The following is a 14,914-nucleotide window of genomic DNA, read 5'->3' on the forward strand; positions in this document are numbered from 1 at the left end:
GGTGAAGCACATGAGCATCAGAGCTGAAGAAATTAGCGCACTGATAAAGCAACAAATCGAGAACTATCAGTCTGAAATCGAAGTTAGTGATGTTGGTACAGTTATCCAAGTTGGTGACGGTATCGCGCGTGCTCATGGTCTTGATAACGTTATGGCTGGTGAACTTGTAGAGTTCTCTAACGGCGTTATGGGGCTAGCACAAAACTTAGAAGAAAACAACGTAGGTATCATTATTTTAGGACCTTACACAGAAATTCGTGAAGGTGACGAAGTTCGTCGTACTGGTCGCATCATGCAAGTACCAGTAGGAAAAGAACTAATCGGTCGTGTTGTAAACCCATTAGGTCAACCAGTTGATGGTTTAGGCCCAATCAATACAACAAACACTCGTCCAATCGAAAGTCCAGCACCAGGTGTAATGGATCGTAAATCTGTTCATGAGCCACTTCAAACAGGTATTAAAGCGATCGATGCTCTTGTACCAATTGGCCGTGGTCAACGTGAGTTAATCATCGGTGACCGCCAAACAGGTAAAACAGCAGTTGCACTTGATACAATCATTAACCAAAAAGATGAAGATATGATTTGTATCTATGTAGCTATCGGACAAAAAGAATCAACTGTACGTAACGTAGTAGAAACACTACGTAAGCACGGTGCATTAGATTACACAATCGTTGTAACTGCATCAGCTTCTCAACCAGCTCCATTATTATACTTAGCTGCTTATGCTGGTGTAACAATGGGTGAAGAGTTCATGTACAATGGTAAACACGTATTAGTAGTATATGATGACTTATCAAAACAAGCAGCGGCTTACCGTGAGCTTTCATTACTATTACGTCGTCCTCCAGGTCGTGAAGCATATCCAGGGGATGTATTCTACTTACATTCTCGCTTATTAGAGCGTGCAGCAAAATTAAGTGATGCAAGAGGCGGCGGTTCTTTAACTGCACTACCTTTCATCGAAACACAAGCAGGGGACGTATCAGCTTACATCCCAACAAACGTAATCTCGATTACGGATGGACAAATCTTCTTACAATCTGACCTATTCTTCTCTGGCGTACGTCCAGCGATCGATGCGGGTACTTCTGTATCACGTGTAGGTGGATCTGCTCAGATTAAAGCGATGAGTAAAGTATCAGGTACACTTCGTCTTGACCTTGCATCTTACCGTGAGTTAGAAGCGTTCGCTCAGTTCGGTTCTGACCTTGATAAAGCAACACAAGCGAAACTAAACCGTGGTGCTCGTACAGTTGAGGTATTAAAACAAGGATTACACAAACCGTTACGTGTAGAGAAACAAGTTATCATTCTTTACGCTTTAACACGTGGATTCCTAGATGATATCCCAGTAGTAGATATCACTCGTTTCGAAGAAGAATTCCATGCTTGGTTAGATTCAAATGCGACTGACTTATTAGAAGAAATCCGCACAACTAAGAAACTTGCGGATGACGACAAATTTGCAGCAGCAATTAACGGATTTAAAAAAGTATTCGTAGCTTCTGAATAATAAAAGCGTAAGCGGCTCGTCAAGCTGCTGGAGCTAGATAATATATATAGGCATCTCAATTTCTGAGATTGCTGACGGTTATGTAAAGGAAAAGAGTAGGTGCACCTATTCTTTTCCTTCAATCATGAGCAAGAATATCTTGCAACGTAGATTAGGAAGAGGATTCTTACTAATCGTGCCAACTTCTGGAAAAAAGGTGGTGAAAACCTGTGGCATCTTTACGCGATATAAAAGCGAAGATTACCTCGACAAAGAAAACGAGCCAAATTACGAAAGCGATGGAGATGGTATCTGCATCTAAGTTAAACCGTGCAGAGCAAAATGCTAAATCTTTCGTTCCGTATATGGAAAAGATTCAAGAAGTAGTAGCGAGCATTGCGCAAGGAAGTAAAGGAATTAATCATCCAATGCTAAATGCGCGTCCTGTAAAGCGTACAGGATACATCGTTATTACATCTGATCGCGGACTAGCAGGTGGTTATAACAGTAACGTATTACGTACAGTTAGTAACGTGATTCGTGAACGTCATAATATGGATTCAAACCAATATTCAATTATTGTGCTTGGCCGACTAGGACGTGATTATTTAAAACGTCGCGGATTTAACATCATTGATGAAGTAGTTGGATTATCTGACCACCCATCATTTACTGATATTAAAGATCTTGCTTCTCGAGCAATTGCGATGTTCGCAGATGGTGCTTATGATGAGCTGTATATTTACTACAACCATTATGTAAGTAAAATTTCACAAGAAGTAACGGAAAATAAAATTTTACCGCTTACTGATGTGGCGTCTGACAAACCGACGACAGCTTATGAATTCGAACCTTCTGAAGAAGAAATTTTAAAAGTATTATTGCCACAATACGCAGAAAGCTTAGTGTACGGTGCATTACTAGACGGTAAAGCAAGTGAACACGCAGCGCGTATGACAGCAATGAAGAGTGCTACAGACAACGCAATGGAAGTTATCGATTCACTTACACTTTCATTCAACCGTGCACGTCAAGCAGCGATTACGCAAGAAATTACGGAAATCGTTGGTGGAGCAGCAGCGTTAGAATAGTAATAAAAAGCGTAGGTGGCTTGCTCAGAAGGGGTGAAATGACCGACCCTTCTAGCCACCGGAGCTAGATTCAATAAAAAATGGAAGCGGCTCTTTTAGGAGAGTCGCGTACGCTATAAACTAATAAAAAATTAAAAGCCGACTTCTCTTAGAAAGCTGGCTAATTAAAAGAAAGCTAGGAGGGAACCCGATGAATAAAGGGCGCGTTACGCAAATCATGGGTCCGGTTGTAGACGTTAAGTTTGATGGCGGAAAGCTACCAGAAATCTACAACGCCCTTACGGTAAAACAAAGCAACGAAAACGGAGCAAGCATTAACTTAACATTTGAAGTTGCACTTCATTTAGGTGATGACACAGTTCGTACAGTTGCAATGTCTTCCACAGATGGACTTGTTCGTGGCACAGAAGTAGAAGATACTGGTAAAGCAATCTCTGTACCAGTTGGTGATGCAACACTTGGTCGTGTATTTAACGTATTAGGTGATGCAATTGACTTAGATGGTGAACTTCCTGCGGATGTACACCGTGATCCAATTCACCGTCAAGCACCTGCATTCGAAGAATTATCTACTAAAGTAGAAATTCTTGAAACTGGTATTAAAGTAGTAGACTTACTTGCTCCTTACATTAAGGGTGGTAAGATCGGTCTATTCGGTGGTGCCGGTGTAGGTAAAACAGTATTAATTCAGGAATTAATCAATAACATCGCACAAGAGCATGGTGGTATCTCTGTATTCGCTGGTGTAGGTGAGCGTACTCGTGAGGGTAATGACTTATACCATGAAATGAGCGATTCTGGCGTAATCAAGAAAACTGCGATGGTATTCGGACAAATGAATGAGCCACCTGGAGCACGTCAACGTGTTGCATTAACAGGTTTAACAATGGCTGAGCATTTCCGTGATGAGCAAGGACAAGACGTACTATTGTTCATCGATAACATCTTCCGTTTCACGCAAGCAGGTTCTGAAGTATCTGCCCTTCTTGGTCGTATGCCATCTGCGGTAGGTTACCAACCAACACTTGCAACAGAAATGGGTCAATTACAAGAGCGTATTACATCTACAAATAAAGGATCTATCACGTCTATCCAAGCGGTATATGTACCAGCCGATGACTATACGGATCCAGCACCAGCTACAACGTTCGCTCACTTAGATGCAACAACAAACTTAGAGCGTCGTTTAACACAAATGGGTATTTACCCAGCCGTAGATCCATTAGCATCTACATCTCGTGCACTTTCTCCAGAAATCGTAGGAGAAGAGCATTATGAAGTAGCTCGTCAAGTACAGCAAACTTTACAGCGTTATAAAGAGCTTCAAGATATCATCGCTATCTTAGGTATGGATGAGTTATCTGAAGAAGATAAGTTAGTTGTACATCGTGCTCGTCGTATTCAATTCTTCTTATCTCAAAACTTCCACGTAGCTGAGCAGTTTACAGGTCAAAAAGGTTCTTATGTACCTGTAAAAAATACAGTTAGTGGCTTCAAAGAAATTCTAGAAGGAAAATATGATGACCTTCCAGAAGATGCATTCCGCTTAGTAGGTAGCATTGAAGAAGTTATTGAAAACGCGAAGAAAATGATGGCGTAAGGCCTTAGGAGGGACGAATTATGAAGACATTTCCAGTCAGTATTGTAACTCCTGATGGACCGGTTTACGAAAAAGAAGTAGAAATGGTAAGCGTAAAAGCAGAGAGTGGGGAAATGGGGATCTTACCAGGTCACATTCCAACTGTTGCACCATTAAAAATTAGTGCGGTTCGTCTGAAAAATGGTGGGCACACTGATTATGTAGCAGTAAGTGGTGGCTTTATCGAAGTTCGTCCAGATAAAGTAACTATATTATCATCATCTGCTGAAGAAGCAAACCATATCGATATCCATCGTGCAAATGAATCGAAACGTCGCGCTGAGCAACGTATGCAAGATAAACAAGCACATGTTGACTTTAGACGTGCAGAAATGGCCTTGCAGCGTGCTGTGAACCGTTTAAACGTTTCCGATATGAAATAAAAATCCGTGAGGGCTTCGCCTTCACGGATTTTTTTGTTGTTTATGAATGAATTAACAAAAATGGTATAATTATGTTATTGCTTGTATAAGTAGAGAATATAGAGCAATTTATATTTTATAAAGGAGATGAACAAATGATCGGTGAAATGAAACAAGAAGCATTACATTCCTTGAAGGGGAAATGGGGCTTAGGTGTTGGATCGACGATTTTATATTTTATTTTAAGTTATGTTGTTTCAATGGCTGCAATGTTTATACTTTTAATTCCAGGACTTATTATATTTTTTTTAATTGTTAGCTTCGCTGGTTCAATTGAAAGGGAAACAATATCAATTGGAGCAGGTATTACCTTTGGGGTATTTTATTGTATCATGATACTTTTGAGTAACGCATCGTCTGGTATTACATCATACGGTTATACGAATGTATGTCTACAGATTAGTAAACGAGAAGGTGCTACAGTAGATCACTTATTCGAAGGATTTCGTGGTTTTAAAAGAATGATGAAAACAATGTGGGCAATGCTTGCGATTTTGTTATATACAGGTACATGGATTCCGATGTTGTTATTAGGCCTATTCGCATTTTTAGGTGAAGAAGGGAATACATCGTTTGCGATTGCTTTCTTCGTACTATTAGCTATTTCCATCGTTGGTATGACTGTGATGTATTTTTCATATTCGATGACGTATTATGTGATGGTTGAAAAACCAGCATATAGTGTTTCACAGGCGATGAAAGAAAGTAAGAACCTTATGAAGGGGCATAAACTAGATTTATTTCTTTTATGGCTTAGCTTCATAGGATGGGCTATCTTAGCGATTTTTACTCTTGGAATAGGATCTCTTTGGCTTAGTCCGTATATGGGTACAACGACATCTCATTTTTATCGCTATATTTCAAAAGATGAATTGCGGTAAGAACATGCTATACTAATAGAATTGTTACGTATAGGAGGCCAAGTATGATTAGTGATTTAAAAGGAGAAGCGCTGGACTCACTAGAAGGAAAATGGGGATTAGCTGTTGGGGCAACATTACTTATTTCGATTCTTATGTCAGCTTTTAGTTTTAGTATTGATTTCATTTTCTCTCAGGTTTGGGATTGGAAAGAAGTAAATAACTCACTTACAGTAGACGTTATTACAATATTTCTGGTAGGTCCATTAACGCTAGGTGGCTATTATTTAGCGCTACATTTTATTCGTGAAAAAGAAGCGCGTATTGGGCATATATTCAGATGGTTTACAGAAGGAAGTAAGTTTATAAAGTCATTTTTATTATATATAGTAGTAAACATTTATATTTTCTTATGGTGCTTACTATTTATTATTCCAGGTATTATTAAATCATTTTCTTATGCAATGACGTACTTTATAATAAATGATCATCCGGAGTATTCCATAAATCAAGCTATTACAGAAAGCCGTCGTATGATGGACGGACATAAAATGGAGTATTTCATTTTATGTTTAAGTTTTATTGGTTGGTTTATATTGAGTTGTATTACATTAGGGATTGGATTTTTATGGTTAATTCCATATTTTTATACTACGTCAGCAGCTTTTTACGAAGAGATTGCAGAAGAATATTACGAGAAAAAAATTCCAACACTATAAAGTGAAACTTTAATCAGTGGGGGGTATCCCACTGATTATTAGTTGAACCAATCGGGCATTTACGGGCAGTTGATCTCCCACCTAACTTCTTCGCTCCAGTCTAATTTTGAGGTGGGAATCTTACTGCCCGCAAATAGCGAGATAAAAACACCCAGTGAACTATTGGTTCATACTGGGTGTTTTTTGTAGAAATCTTATAAATTCTTTACTTGTTAGAGGTTTACTGAAATAGTAACCTTGCATGTATTTACAGTTATTTTTTTTCAAAAATTTAAGCTGTTTTTCTGTTTCAATTCCTTCAGCAACGACTGAGAGATTTAAAGTATTTGCCAGAGAAAGGATAGTGGAAACGATGGCTCTTTCTTCAGGTCGATGATCGGCTAGTTGTGTAAATTCTTTTGGTACTTTTAATGTATCGATAGGGAAAATTGATAAATAAGCAAGAGAAGAATAGCCGGTACCGAAGTCATCGATGGACGTTTGAATACCATATTCTTTTAATTGCTTTAGTCTAGATAATGTTTCTTTTTCATCAATCATCGCAATTCGTTCTGTTAGTTCAAGTGTTACATCTTTCGGGTCAATCTCAACGTCCTTTAGTATTCGTGAAATATTTTCGATTAATTGATTTTGTTGAAATTCTCTCGCTGATAAATTGACACTCATTTTTAAGTTTGTGTATCCAAAACTTTTCCATATTTTTAGTTGACGACAAGATTCTCTTAACACCCAATGTCCAAGCGGAACGACTTGTGGTGTCTCTTCTACAATTGGAATGAACTCGCATGGTGAAATGTCACCTAATAGTGGATGTTTCCAACGTATTAATGCTTCAGCACCGATAATTGTATTTGTTGTCGTATCAATTTGGGGTTGATAGACGAGATAAAATTCGTTGTTTACTAAAGCGAGTGGCAAGTCTTTTTCGATTCGAGCTTTTCGTTCCATTTTCTTATATAGTTCTTTCGTGTAAAGAGAGCTACGATTTTTCCCTTTATTTTTTGCTTCGTACATGGCCATATCGGCATGTTGCAAAATAGACAGTGGGTCTTCGCCTGCTTCAGGGTATATGGCAATCCCGATACTCGGTGAGATGTGTAAATGTTGATTTTCGATTTCAAATGGTTCGTTCATGGTCACTACAATCATATCAGCTATCCTTTGTACATCTGTTCTTTTGTTATAATTTTCGATAAGGATTGTGAACTCATCCCCAGCTAGTCGAGCAAGTTTCATATTCTGTGTCGATATTCGTTCGAGCCTTTTTGCTACTGCAATTAATAGGAGATCCCCTACTCGGTGACCGAGGGTATCATTAATAACTTTAAAGCGATCTAGGTCGATAAACATAACAGCAAAAGGTCTTTTCGATATTTTTGCTTGTGCAATCGCTTTTTCTAAATGTTGATGAAATGAACGACGATTTGCAAGCTCCGTTAAAGTATCATGATATGCTAGGAAGTTAATTTGTTCTTGTTGTTGTTTACTTTCCGTAATATCTTTAATCATTAAATAGACCCCAGAAATATGCTCCTTTAGAAAGATGGGAACAGCCGTAACATGCAAATAGTAAATATCTTTATTTTTATGATATGCCCGTATTTCTAAAGAAATAGAGTTCCCTTTTTTTACGTGATGAAAGGCATTAATGATTTCTTCCAAATCTTCTTCATACATAAGTGAATAGTATGGTTGGTTTAATAATTCATTCGTTTGATAACCGAGTAAAGTAGTTCCAGCGTTGTTCACATTTAGAAAATTACCATACAAATCTAATGTGAAAATTGGATCTGGATGATGCTCGTATAAAGATTTAAACATTTGTTGGTTATGATATAACTCATTTTTTTGTTCTACTAAATCTTCTGTACGTAGTTCAATTTGTTTCTCGAGTTCCGAGTTGAATTGCATTTGTGCTAGCAATAATATTTTATTTTGTCTTCGGACTAACATATGGCGTATGAGAACGAAGGCGAAGGTTACCATCAGTCCAATTACTAAGATAGGTGCAAAAACATTTTTGACCAATATAAAAACAATAAGCATCACTACAGAAATATAAGGTAATGATAATCGGATGGATTCACCCAATCGAGGTGTTAGTAATACTTGTTCTTGTTTTTCGGGCTCTTTTGTGTGAAGTATACAAGCGATTGCTACCAATACTAAAGTTACTTGATAGAATGGAGCAACTGTGAACATAGAGTGCTCAGGCTGGAAGTATTTTATATAAGCATAAATAGCATCCGTAGTAGCATACAAAATTAAAGCACTACCAAGAAGAGCACCAACTTGTTTTGGTAGTAAGAATAATGGTCTAAATAAAAGATTGATTCCTATTAAAAGAAAGAGTAAATCAGCCATTGGATACGTGAGTTGAACAAACATGTCGATATATGATGTTGTGAAAATATGAATGGTTCTTTCGATAAGTAAATAGTAGCTTAAAGTAAATTGAGCTGTAACAATAATACAAATATCACATATTGTAGAAAGCTGTTCCAATAAGTTTCGGCCATAAATAATTTCATATAGAAAGGCAAATGCAAAGCTAATTAAAAATAATAAGTAAAAAAAGTCTGATGGATCAACGAATGTATAGTAGTCATGCAGAATTAAGCGTTGATAAGCAACTACTATATCGCCGATAAAATAAGAGAAGGATCCGATAGTTAATGTTATCCAAAACAAACGAGATAACCCTTGTTTTACATTTGAAAAATAAAATATATAACTGCAAATTGTAATATCAATTAATATGGTACTGATGCCAGTTAATATTTGAAATGGGAGTGCGTACTCATATAAAAAGGACATTGATACGTAATGAATAGCTATATACAATAATGAAATGCTTATAAGAATACTTACGTGTGCTTGTTTTGTCATTTATATCACCCACTGTATATACATAAGAACCACCTTTTGTAGTTTATGTTTTTTAGGATTGTTTGAAAAATATATAGAATTTCTATATTTATTTTACACATTTATAATGAGTTGTAAAAATAGATTTGTTTAGCAAGTATTAATTGTTGTTTCTGTTCCCAATATATCGACATAGGAATTTGAAGTTTGCTATAATGATTAAAATAGTTTCATTATTTAGAAAAATTTAAAAATAATAAATGATGCAAGTAAGACATATTGTTTACTATGTGAACTTGTTCTTAATTCAGGGGGGAGGGTTTCACAATGGCAAGTGTATATGAAAATAGTTATATGATTGTTTTGATTTTCTTGCTATTAGGTATATTGCTGCCGGTAGTGGCTCTTACATTAGGGAAAATGCTGCGTCCAAATGAACCGAGTGCAGCGAAAGCAACGACGTATGAGAGTGGAATTGAGCCTTTTCATGATGCGAATATTCGGTTTCATGCTCGTTATTATATTTTTGCTTTATTGTTCGTCATCTTTGATGTAGAAACTTTATTTTTATATCCATGGGCTGTTGCATATGACAAGCTGGGTTTATTTGCACTGATTGAAATGCTCATTTTTGTTGTGATGTTGTTGGTTGGATTAGCGTATGCTTGGAAAAAGAAGGTGTTACAATGGTTATAAATTTTGAGGAATTACACCCACAGGAGCGAGCGGAATTAGAAAGGAATATCTTTTTTTCTACACTGGAACAGCTCAAGGGATGGGCGCGGAGCAACTCTTTATGGCCGATGACATTTGGACTGGCATGCTGTGCGATTGAAATGATGGGAGTAGGTTCATCACATTACGATTTAGATCGATTTGGGTCATTTTTTCGGACGTCACCAAGACAATCGGATGTCATGATTGTGTCAGGAACGGTAACGAAGAAAATGGCGCCTATTGTTCGGCGCTTATATGATCAAATGCCTGAACCAAAGTGGGTAATTGCGATGGGATCTTGTGCAACAGCTGGTGGTCCGTATGTGAATTCGTATGCGGTTGTGAAAGGTGTAGATCAAATTGTACCAGTTGATGTATATATTCCTGGATGCCCACCAAACCCTGCCGCTTTAATTTATGGAATTAATAAATTAAAAGAAAAAATTCGTTACGAGGCGAAGACAGGGAAGCAGGTGACGAATAAATGAGTGATCCAAATAAAGATTTAGAAAGTATGAAGAGAGAAGCAGCCCGTCATGCGAAAGAGGAAGCGCGAAAACGTCTTGCCGCGAAACATGAGACGGAAATGTCTAAACTTGAAGGAGAACATCGAGAAAAAGAGAAAGCGCTACCAAATGATGAAAAAGTTAATGTAGAAGAAGCAAAACGTCTTGCAGCCGCAGCTGCAAAGGCAAAGGCGGCGGCATTAGCGAAGCAAAAGCGGGAAGGAACAGAAGAAGTAACGGACGAAGAAAAAGTAAAAGCAAAGGCAAAAGCGGCGGCACTAGCGAAGCAAAAGCGAGAAGGAACAGAAGAAGTAACGGACGAAGAAAAAGCGAAGGCGAAGGCAAAGGCCGCAGCAGCCGCAAAGGCAAAAGCGGCGGCACTAGCGAAGCAAAAGCGAGAAGGAACAGAAGAAGTAACGGACGAAGAAAAAGCAAAAGCGAAGGCAAAGGCCGCAGCAGCTGCAAAGGCAAAAGCGGCGGCACTAGCGAAGCAAAAGCGAGGAGGAACAGAAGAAGTAACGGACGAAGAAAAAGCGAAGGCAAAGGCTGTAGCAGCTGCAAAGGCAAAGGCGGCGGCACTAGCAAAAGCAAAATCTTCGCAAGGTGATGGGAATTCTGGAGATGAAAAAGCAAAGGCTATTGCAGCCGCAAAAGCGAAAGCCGCTGCTGCGGCAAGAGCAAAGGGGGCTGTAAATAAGGTAGAAGATGAACCGCAGCAGGAAGAACCATCAGTTAACCAACCATATTTAAATCGATATGTGGAGGTTGTTAAGGAGAAGTTAGGGGAATATGCATTAGTAGATTCCTATATTAATAAACTTTCAAAAGGTGTTCCAACTCTTGTGGCGGAGCCTTCAAAATATTATGAAGTGATGGAGTTAATGCGATTGCATGAGGGACTTGCTTTTGATTATATGTCAGAGCTACATGCGACGGATTTTGTGACACATATGGAAGTATATGTTCATTTATTTTCATATGGAAAGAAACAGTCAGTAGCAGTGAAGGTAAAGCTGGATAGGGAAGCGCCGCAAGTAGAATCGGTGACGCCGCTTTGGAAAGGGGCAGATTGGCCGGAGCGTGAAGCGTATGATTTGCTAGGTATTGTATTTAAAGGTCATCCGAATTTATCTCGTATTTTAATGCCGGATGATTGGGTAGGGTATCCACTTAGGAAAGATTATGAACCGTATGATGTGGAGGTGTAGCTTGTGATCCGTACGGAAGAGATGCTCTTAAATGTTGGACCGCAGCACCCGAGTACACATGGTGTGTTTCGGCTTGTAATTAAGATTGACGGGGAAATTATTAAAGAGGCTACACCAGTTATCGGGTATTTGCATCGCGGAACAGAAAAGATTGCTGAGAACTTGCAGTATACGCAAATTATCCCGTATACAGATCGAATGGACTATTTATCAGCGATGACGAATAATTACGTCATTTGCCATGCTGTAGAGACGATGATAGGGCTTGAGATTCCCGAGCGTGCTGAATACTTACGTGTGCTTGCGATGGAGCTGGGAAGGGTTGCAAGTCATCTCGTCTGGTGGGGGACGAATCTTCTTGATATAGGAGCGGTTAGTCCATTTTTATACGCGTTTCGTGAACGGGAAATGATTATTAATTTATTAAATGAATTGTGTGGTGCAAGGCTTACTTTCAACTACATGAGAGTTGGCGGCGTGAAGTGGGATGCGCCAGATGGCTGGATTGAAAAGGTGAAAGAGTTTGTTCCGTATATGAGAGAGCAATTGGAAGGTTATCACGACCTTGTTAGCGGAAATGAAATTTTTTTAAATCGTGTGAAAGGCGTTGGCATATATAGCGCGGAAGAGGCGATCTCGTATTCTTTAAGCGGCGCAAATTTGCGGTGCACGGGAGTCCACTTTGATCTTCGCAAAGACGAGCCGTATTCTATTTATGATCGTTTTGACTTTGATATTCCTGTTGGGAGCACGGGAGATGCTTGGGACCGCTACGTTTGCCGGATGAAGGAAATTGAGGAGTCATTAAAAATTATTGAGCAAGCAGCTGAGCAGTTCCCAAAAGATGGAGCCGTGCTGGCAAAAGTGCCGAAAATTATTAAAGCACCTAAGGGAGAAGCGTTTGTCCGTATAGAGTCACCGCGGGGAGAGATTGGTTGCTATATTGCTAGTGATGGAAAGAAAGAGCCGTACCGTTTGAAATTTCGCAGACCGTCTTTTTATAATTTGCAAATCTTACCGAAGTTATTGAAAGGTGAGAACATCGCCAATTTAATTACGATTTTAGGTGGAGTTGATATTGTACTTGGGGAGGTCGATGGCTAATGATTGAGACGCTCTTACAATCACCTTCAAGCTGGACGAATTTCTTTATTTTTTTCGGATTAGCGGTGCTTCTATTATTTGCAGTCCTTGGCTTCGTTACATACGGTATTTTGGCGGAACGGAAAGTGATGGGATTTATGCAAGGGCGGATTGGACCAAACCAAGTTGGAGGCCGATTCGGTTTACTACAAACGGTAGCTGATGTTTTGAAATTATTATTAAAAGAAGATAGTATTCCGAAAGCTGCAGATAAACCGTTGTTTATATTAGCGCCTGTTATTGCATTCGCACCAGCATTTATGGTGCTTGCGGTTATACCGTTTACTGATAAATTTCAGTTCGCGGATATTGGCGTAGGATTGCTGTATTACATTGCCGTCTCTGGGATTACGACGATTGGAGTTGTAACTGGGGGATGGGCATCAAATAATAAATATTCCCTTTTAGGAGGGATGCGCGCAGCAGCACAAATGATCTCTTATGAGATTCCACTTGTGATGAGTGTAATTGGCGTCGTTTTGTTAGCGGGTAGCCTTAATTTAAATGAGATTGTAGCGGCGCAGGAGAAGGTATGGTACATTTTCGCACAGCCGATTGGTTTCGTCGTTTTCTTAATTGCGGCAGTTGCAGAGTTAAATAGGACGCCGTTTGATTTACCTGAAGCGGAGTCAGAACTTGTTTCTGGATACCATACGGAATACTCAGGGTTTCGCTGGGCGTTTTTCATGCTTTCAGAGTATGTGTATTTCTTCGGGATGGCATCTTTAATTACAGTACTCTTTTTAGGAGGCTGGAACCCAGTTATGTTCCTTGGATTTATTCCAGGATCCGTATGGTTTGCTTTGAAATTCAGTAGTGTGGTCTTTCTGTTAATTTGGTTCCGTGTTACGTTCCCGCGTATAAGAGGTGACCAGTTAATGGAGTTTGGCTGGAAAGTATTATTACCGATCGCACTTGCAAATATTTTCTTAACGGCATTGATTAAGGAGTTATTCTTCTAATCTATAAAGGGGGTGCCAGTAAGAGATGAAGGGACTATTTAAAGGGTTAAAATATACGCTTAGTAATTTAAGTAAGAAAAAGGTGACGTATGATTATCCGAACCAGCCGTTACCATTACCAGATCGCTTTCGGGGTATTCAAAAGTTTTATCCAGAGAAATGTATTGTTTGTAATCAGTGTTCTAACATTTGTCCGACAGATTGCATTCAATTAACGGGAAAAAAACATCCTGATCCTATGAAAAAAGGAAAAATTATCGACACGTATGATATAAATTTTGAAATTTGTATTCTTTGCGATTTATGTACAGAAGTTTGTCCGACAGAGGCAATTGTAATGACGAATAACTTCGAACTCGCAGAGTATTCACGTGATGATTTATTTAAAAATTTGCAGTGGCTCGACGAAAACGACGAAAATGTCAGGAAGGAGAATAAAGCATGAATGGCGAGTTTGTAGCATTCTTTATCCTATCCTTTTCTGCGATTATCGGCGGCGTTCTTATGCTGAACTTAACGAAAGTAATGCATATGATGCTGGCCCTTGTGCTTACATTCCTTAGCATTGCAGGTTTGTACTTTCTTTTATCGGCCGAATTTATCGGAGTTGCACAAATTTTACTTTACTCTGGTGCGATCACTATTATTATGATTTTTGGCATTATGTTAACGAAACATAATGCGGAAAATGAGTCGCGCCTTACTCTTCGAAAATGGATTATCTTCTTTGCGGTTGTAGCATTTGGAGCAGTTATGTATTTCGCTGTTAATAGTATCGATTTTTCAAATCAAAGCACACAAGGAAGTTTACCTCTCCATGAAAATAACACACTTCAAATCGGTACACTTCTCTATTCAAAATATATTATTCCATTCGAATTAACCTCAGTTATTTTACTTGTAGCACTTGTAGGAGCGATTATCCTTGCGAAGAAGGATGAGGGAGAGGAGGATTCCCATGAGTAGCGTTCCGGCTTCTGCGTATTTAACACTTGCGATTATTTTGTTTTGCATCGGCTTATTTGGAGCTTTAACAAAGCGAAATACAGTAATTGTATTAGTTTGTATCGAATTGATGTTAAACGCCGCTAATTTAAATCTAGTCGCGTTTAGTAAATTAGGTTTGTTTCCGAATTTAACAGGACAAATTTTTTCGCTGTTTACGATGTCTGTAGCGGCAGCGGAGGCAGCGGTAGGGCTTGCAATTTTGATTGCTTTGTACCGTAATCGCCCGACAGTTCATGTAGATGAGATGGATACGCTCAAAGGATAGCATTGTGA

15 protein-coding genes are annotated in these 14,914 nt (G+C 38.9%); 14 read left to right on the forward strand and 1 reads right to left on the reverse strand.

Annotated features, from left to right (window positions below):
• The first annotated feature begins 10 nt into the window (after positions 1-10).
• The 6 genes from atpA to JDS80_RS10945 all read left to right on the forward strand — a co-directional run bounded on the left by atpA (position 11) and on the right by JDS80_RS10945 (position 6,229).
• Positions 11-1,519 carry a F0F1 ATP synthase subunit alpha gene (atpA, locus tag JDS80_RS10920; protein WP_000027511.1) on the forward strand — a complete coding sequence of 503 codons (1,509 nt, stop codon included), beginning with the start codon at positions 11-13 and terminating at the stop codon, positions 1,517-1,519.
• Between the two features lie 209 nt (positions 1,520-1,728).
• Entirely contained in the window at positions 1,729-2,589 is an 861-nt protein-coding gene (gene atpG / locus JDS80_RS10925; protein ID WP_000157703.1) for a F0F1 ATP synthase subunit gamma, read from the forward strand.
• 190 nt (positions 2,590-2,779) lie between these two features.
• Positions 2,780-4,189, forward strand: a complete 1,410-nt coding sequence (gene atpD / locus JDS80_RS10930; protein WP_002123794.1) for a F0F1 ATP synthase subunit beta — start codon at positions 2,780-2,782, stop codon at positions 4,187-4,189.
• 20 nt (positions 4,190-4,209) lie between these two features.
• A complete protein-coding gene (gene atpC, locus JDS80_RS10935) occupies positions 4,210-4,611 on the forward strand; it encodes a F0F1 ATP synthase subunit epsilon (RefSeq protein WP_002123795.1) in 402 nt (133 codons plus the stop codon).
• Between the two features lie 134 nt (positions 4,612-4,745).
• Positions 4,746-5,531 (forward strand): DUF975 family protein, encoded by a 786-nt coding sequence (locus JDS80_RS10940; RefSeq protein WP_199638408.1) that lies wholly within the window; start codon positions 4,746-4,748, stop codon positions 5,529-5,531.
• Between the two features lie 44 nt (positions 5,532-5,575).
• On the forward strand, positions 5,576-6,229 hold the full coding sequence (locus tag JDS80_RS10945; RefSeq protein ID WP_071744071.1) for a DUF975 family protein: 654 nt from the start codon (positions 5,576-5,578) through the stop codon (positions 6,227-6,229).
• Between the two features lie 159 nt (positions 6,230-6,388).
• Here JDS80_RS10945 and JDS80_RS10950 read toward each other — a convergent pair whose 3' ends face one another.
• Positions 6,389-9,118 carry a putative bifunctional diguanylate cyclase/phosphodiesterase gene (locus JDS80_RS10950; RefSeq protein ID WP_199638410.1) on the reverse strand — a complete coding sequence of 910 codons (2,730 nt, stop codon included), beginning with the start codon at positions 9,116-9,118 and terminating at the stop codon, positions 6,389-6,391.
• Between the two features lie 306 nt (positions 9,119-9,424).
• Between JDS80_RS10950 and nuoA the strand changes: the two genes are divergently transcribed.
• From nuoA to nuoK, 8 genes are read left to right on the forward strand one after another with little or no spacing between them, the layout of a single operon-like run.
• Positions 9,425-9,793, forward strand: a complete 369-nt coding sequence (gene nuoA / locus JDS80_RS10955; RefSeq protein WP_098889050.1) for an NADH-quinone oxidoreductase subunit NuoA — start codon at positions 9,425-9,427, stop codon at positions 9,791-9,793.
• On the forward strand, positions 9,784-10,302 hold the full coding sequence (gene nuoB, locus JDS80_RS10960; RefSeq protein ID WP_000236333.1) for an NADH-quinone oxidoreductase subunit NuoB: 519 nt from the start codon (positions 9,784-9,786) through the stop codon (positions 10,300-10,302). The genes nuoA and nuoB overlap by 10 nt, the downstream gene beginning before the upstream one ends.
• The gene (locus JDS80_RS10965) at positions 10,299-11,528 is read left to right on the forward strand and encodes an NADH-quinone oxidoreductase subunit C (protein WP_199638412.1); all 1,230 of its coding nucleotides are present in this window, start codon (positions 10,299-10,301) and stop codon (positions 11,526-11,528) included. Before nuoB ends, JDS80_RS10965 begins: the two co-directional genes overlap by 4 nt.
• A gap of 3 nt (positions 11,529-11,531) precedes the next feature.
• Positions 11,532-12,632 (forward strand): NADH-quinone oxidoreductase subunit NuoD, encoded by a 1,101-nt coding sequence (nuoD, locus tag JDS80_RS10970; protein ID WP_098888488.1) that lies wholly within the window; start codon positions 11,532-11,534, stop codon positions 12,630-12,632.
• A complete protein-coding gene (gene nuoH / locus JDS80_RS10975; protein ID WP_071748393.1) occupies positions 12,632-13,633 on the forward strand; it encodes an NADH-quinone oxidoreductase subunit NuoH in 1,002 nt (333 codons plus the stop codon). Before nuoD ends, nuoH begins: the two co-directional genes overlap by 1 nt.
• Positions 13,634-13,658: 25 nt before the next feature.
• Positions 13,659-14,078: an NADH-quinone oxidoreductase subunit NuoI gene (gene nuoI, locus JDS80_RS10980; protein ID WP_199638414.1), complete on the forward strand. Its 420-nt coding sequence runs from the start codon at positions 13,659-13,661 to the stop codon at positions 14,076-14,078.
• A complete protein-coding gene (locus tag JDS80_RS10985) occupies positions 14,075-14,599 on the forward strand; it encodes an NADH-quinone oxidoreductase subunit J (RefSeq protein WP_199638416.1) in 525 nt (174 codons plus the stop codon). Before nuoI ends, JDS80_RS10985 begins: the two co-directional genes overlap by 4 nt.
• Complete coding sequence (nuoK, locus tag JDS80_RS10990) at positions 14,592-14,906, forward strand: NADH-quinone oxidoreductase subunit NuoK (RefSeq protein ID WP_000100081.1); 315 nt, start codon at positions 14,592-14,594, stop codon at positions 14,904-14,906. The genes JDS80_RS10985 and nuoK overlap by 8 nt, the downstream gene beginning before the upstream one ends.
• Positions 14,907-14,914: the final 8 nt, after the last annotated feature.

It is taken from the genome of Bacillus cereus group sp. N8 (assembly GCF_016483685.1).
GTDB lineage: Bacteria > Bacillota > Bacilli > Bacillales > Bacillaceae_G > Bacillus_A > Bacillus_A proteolyticus.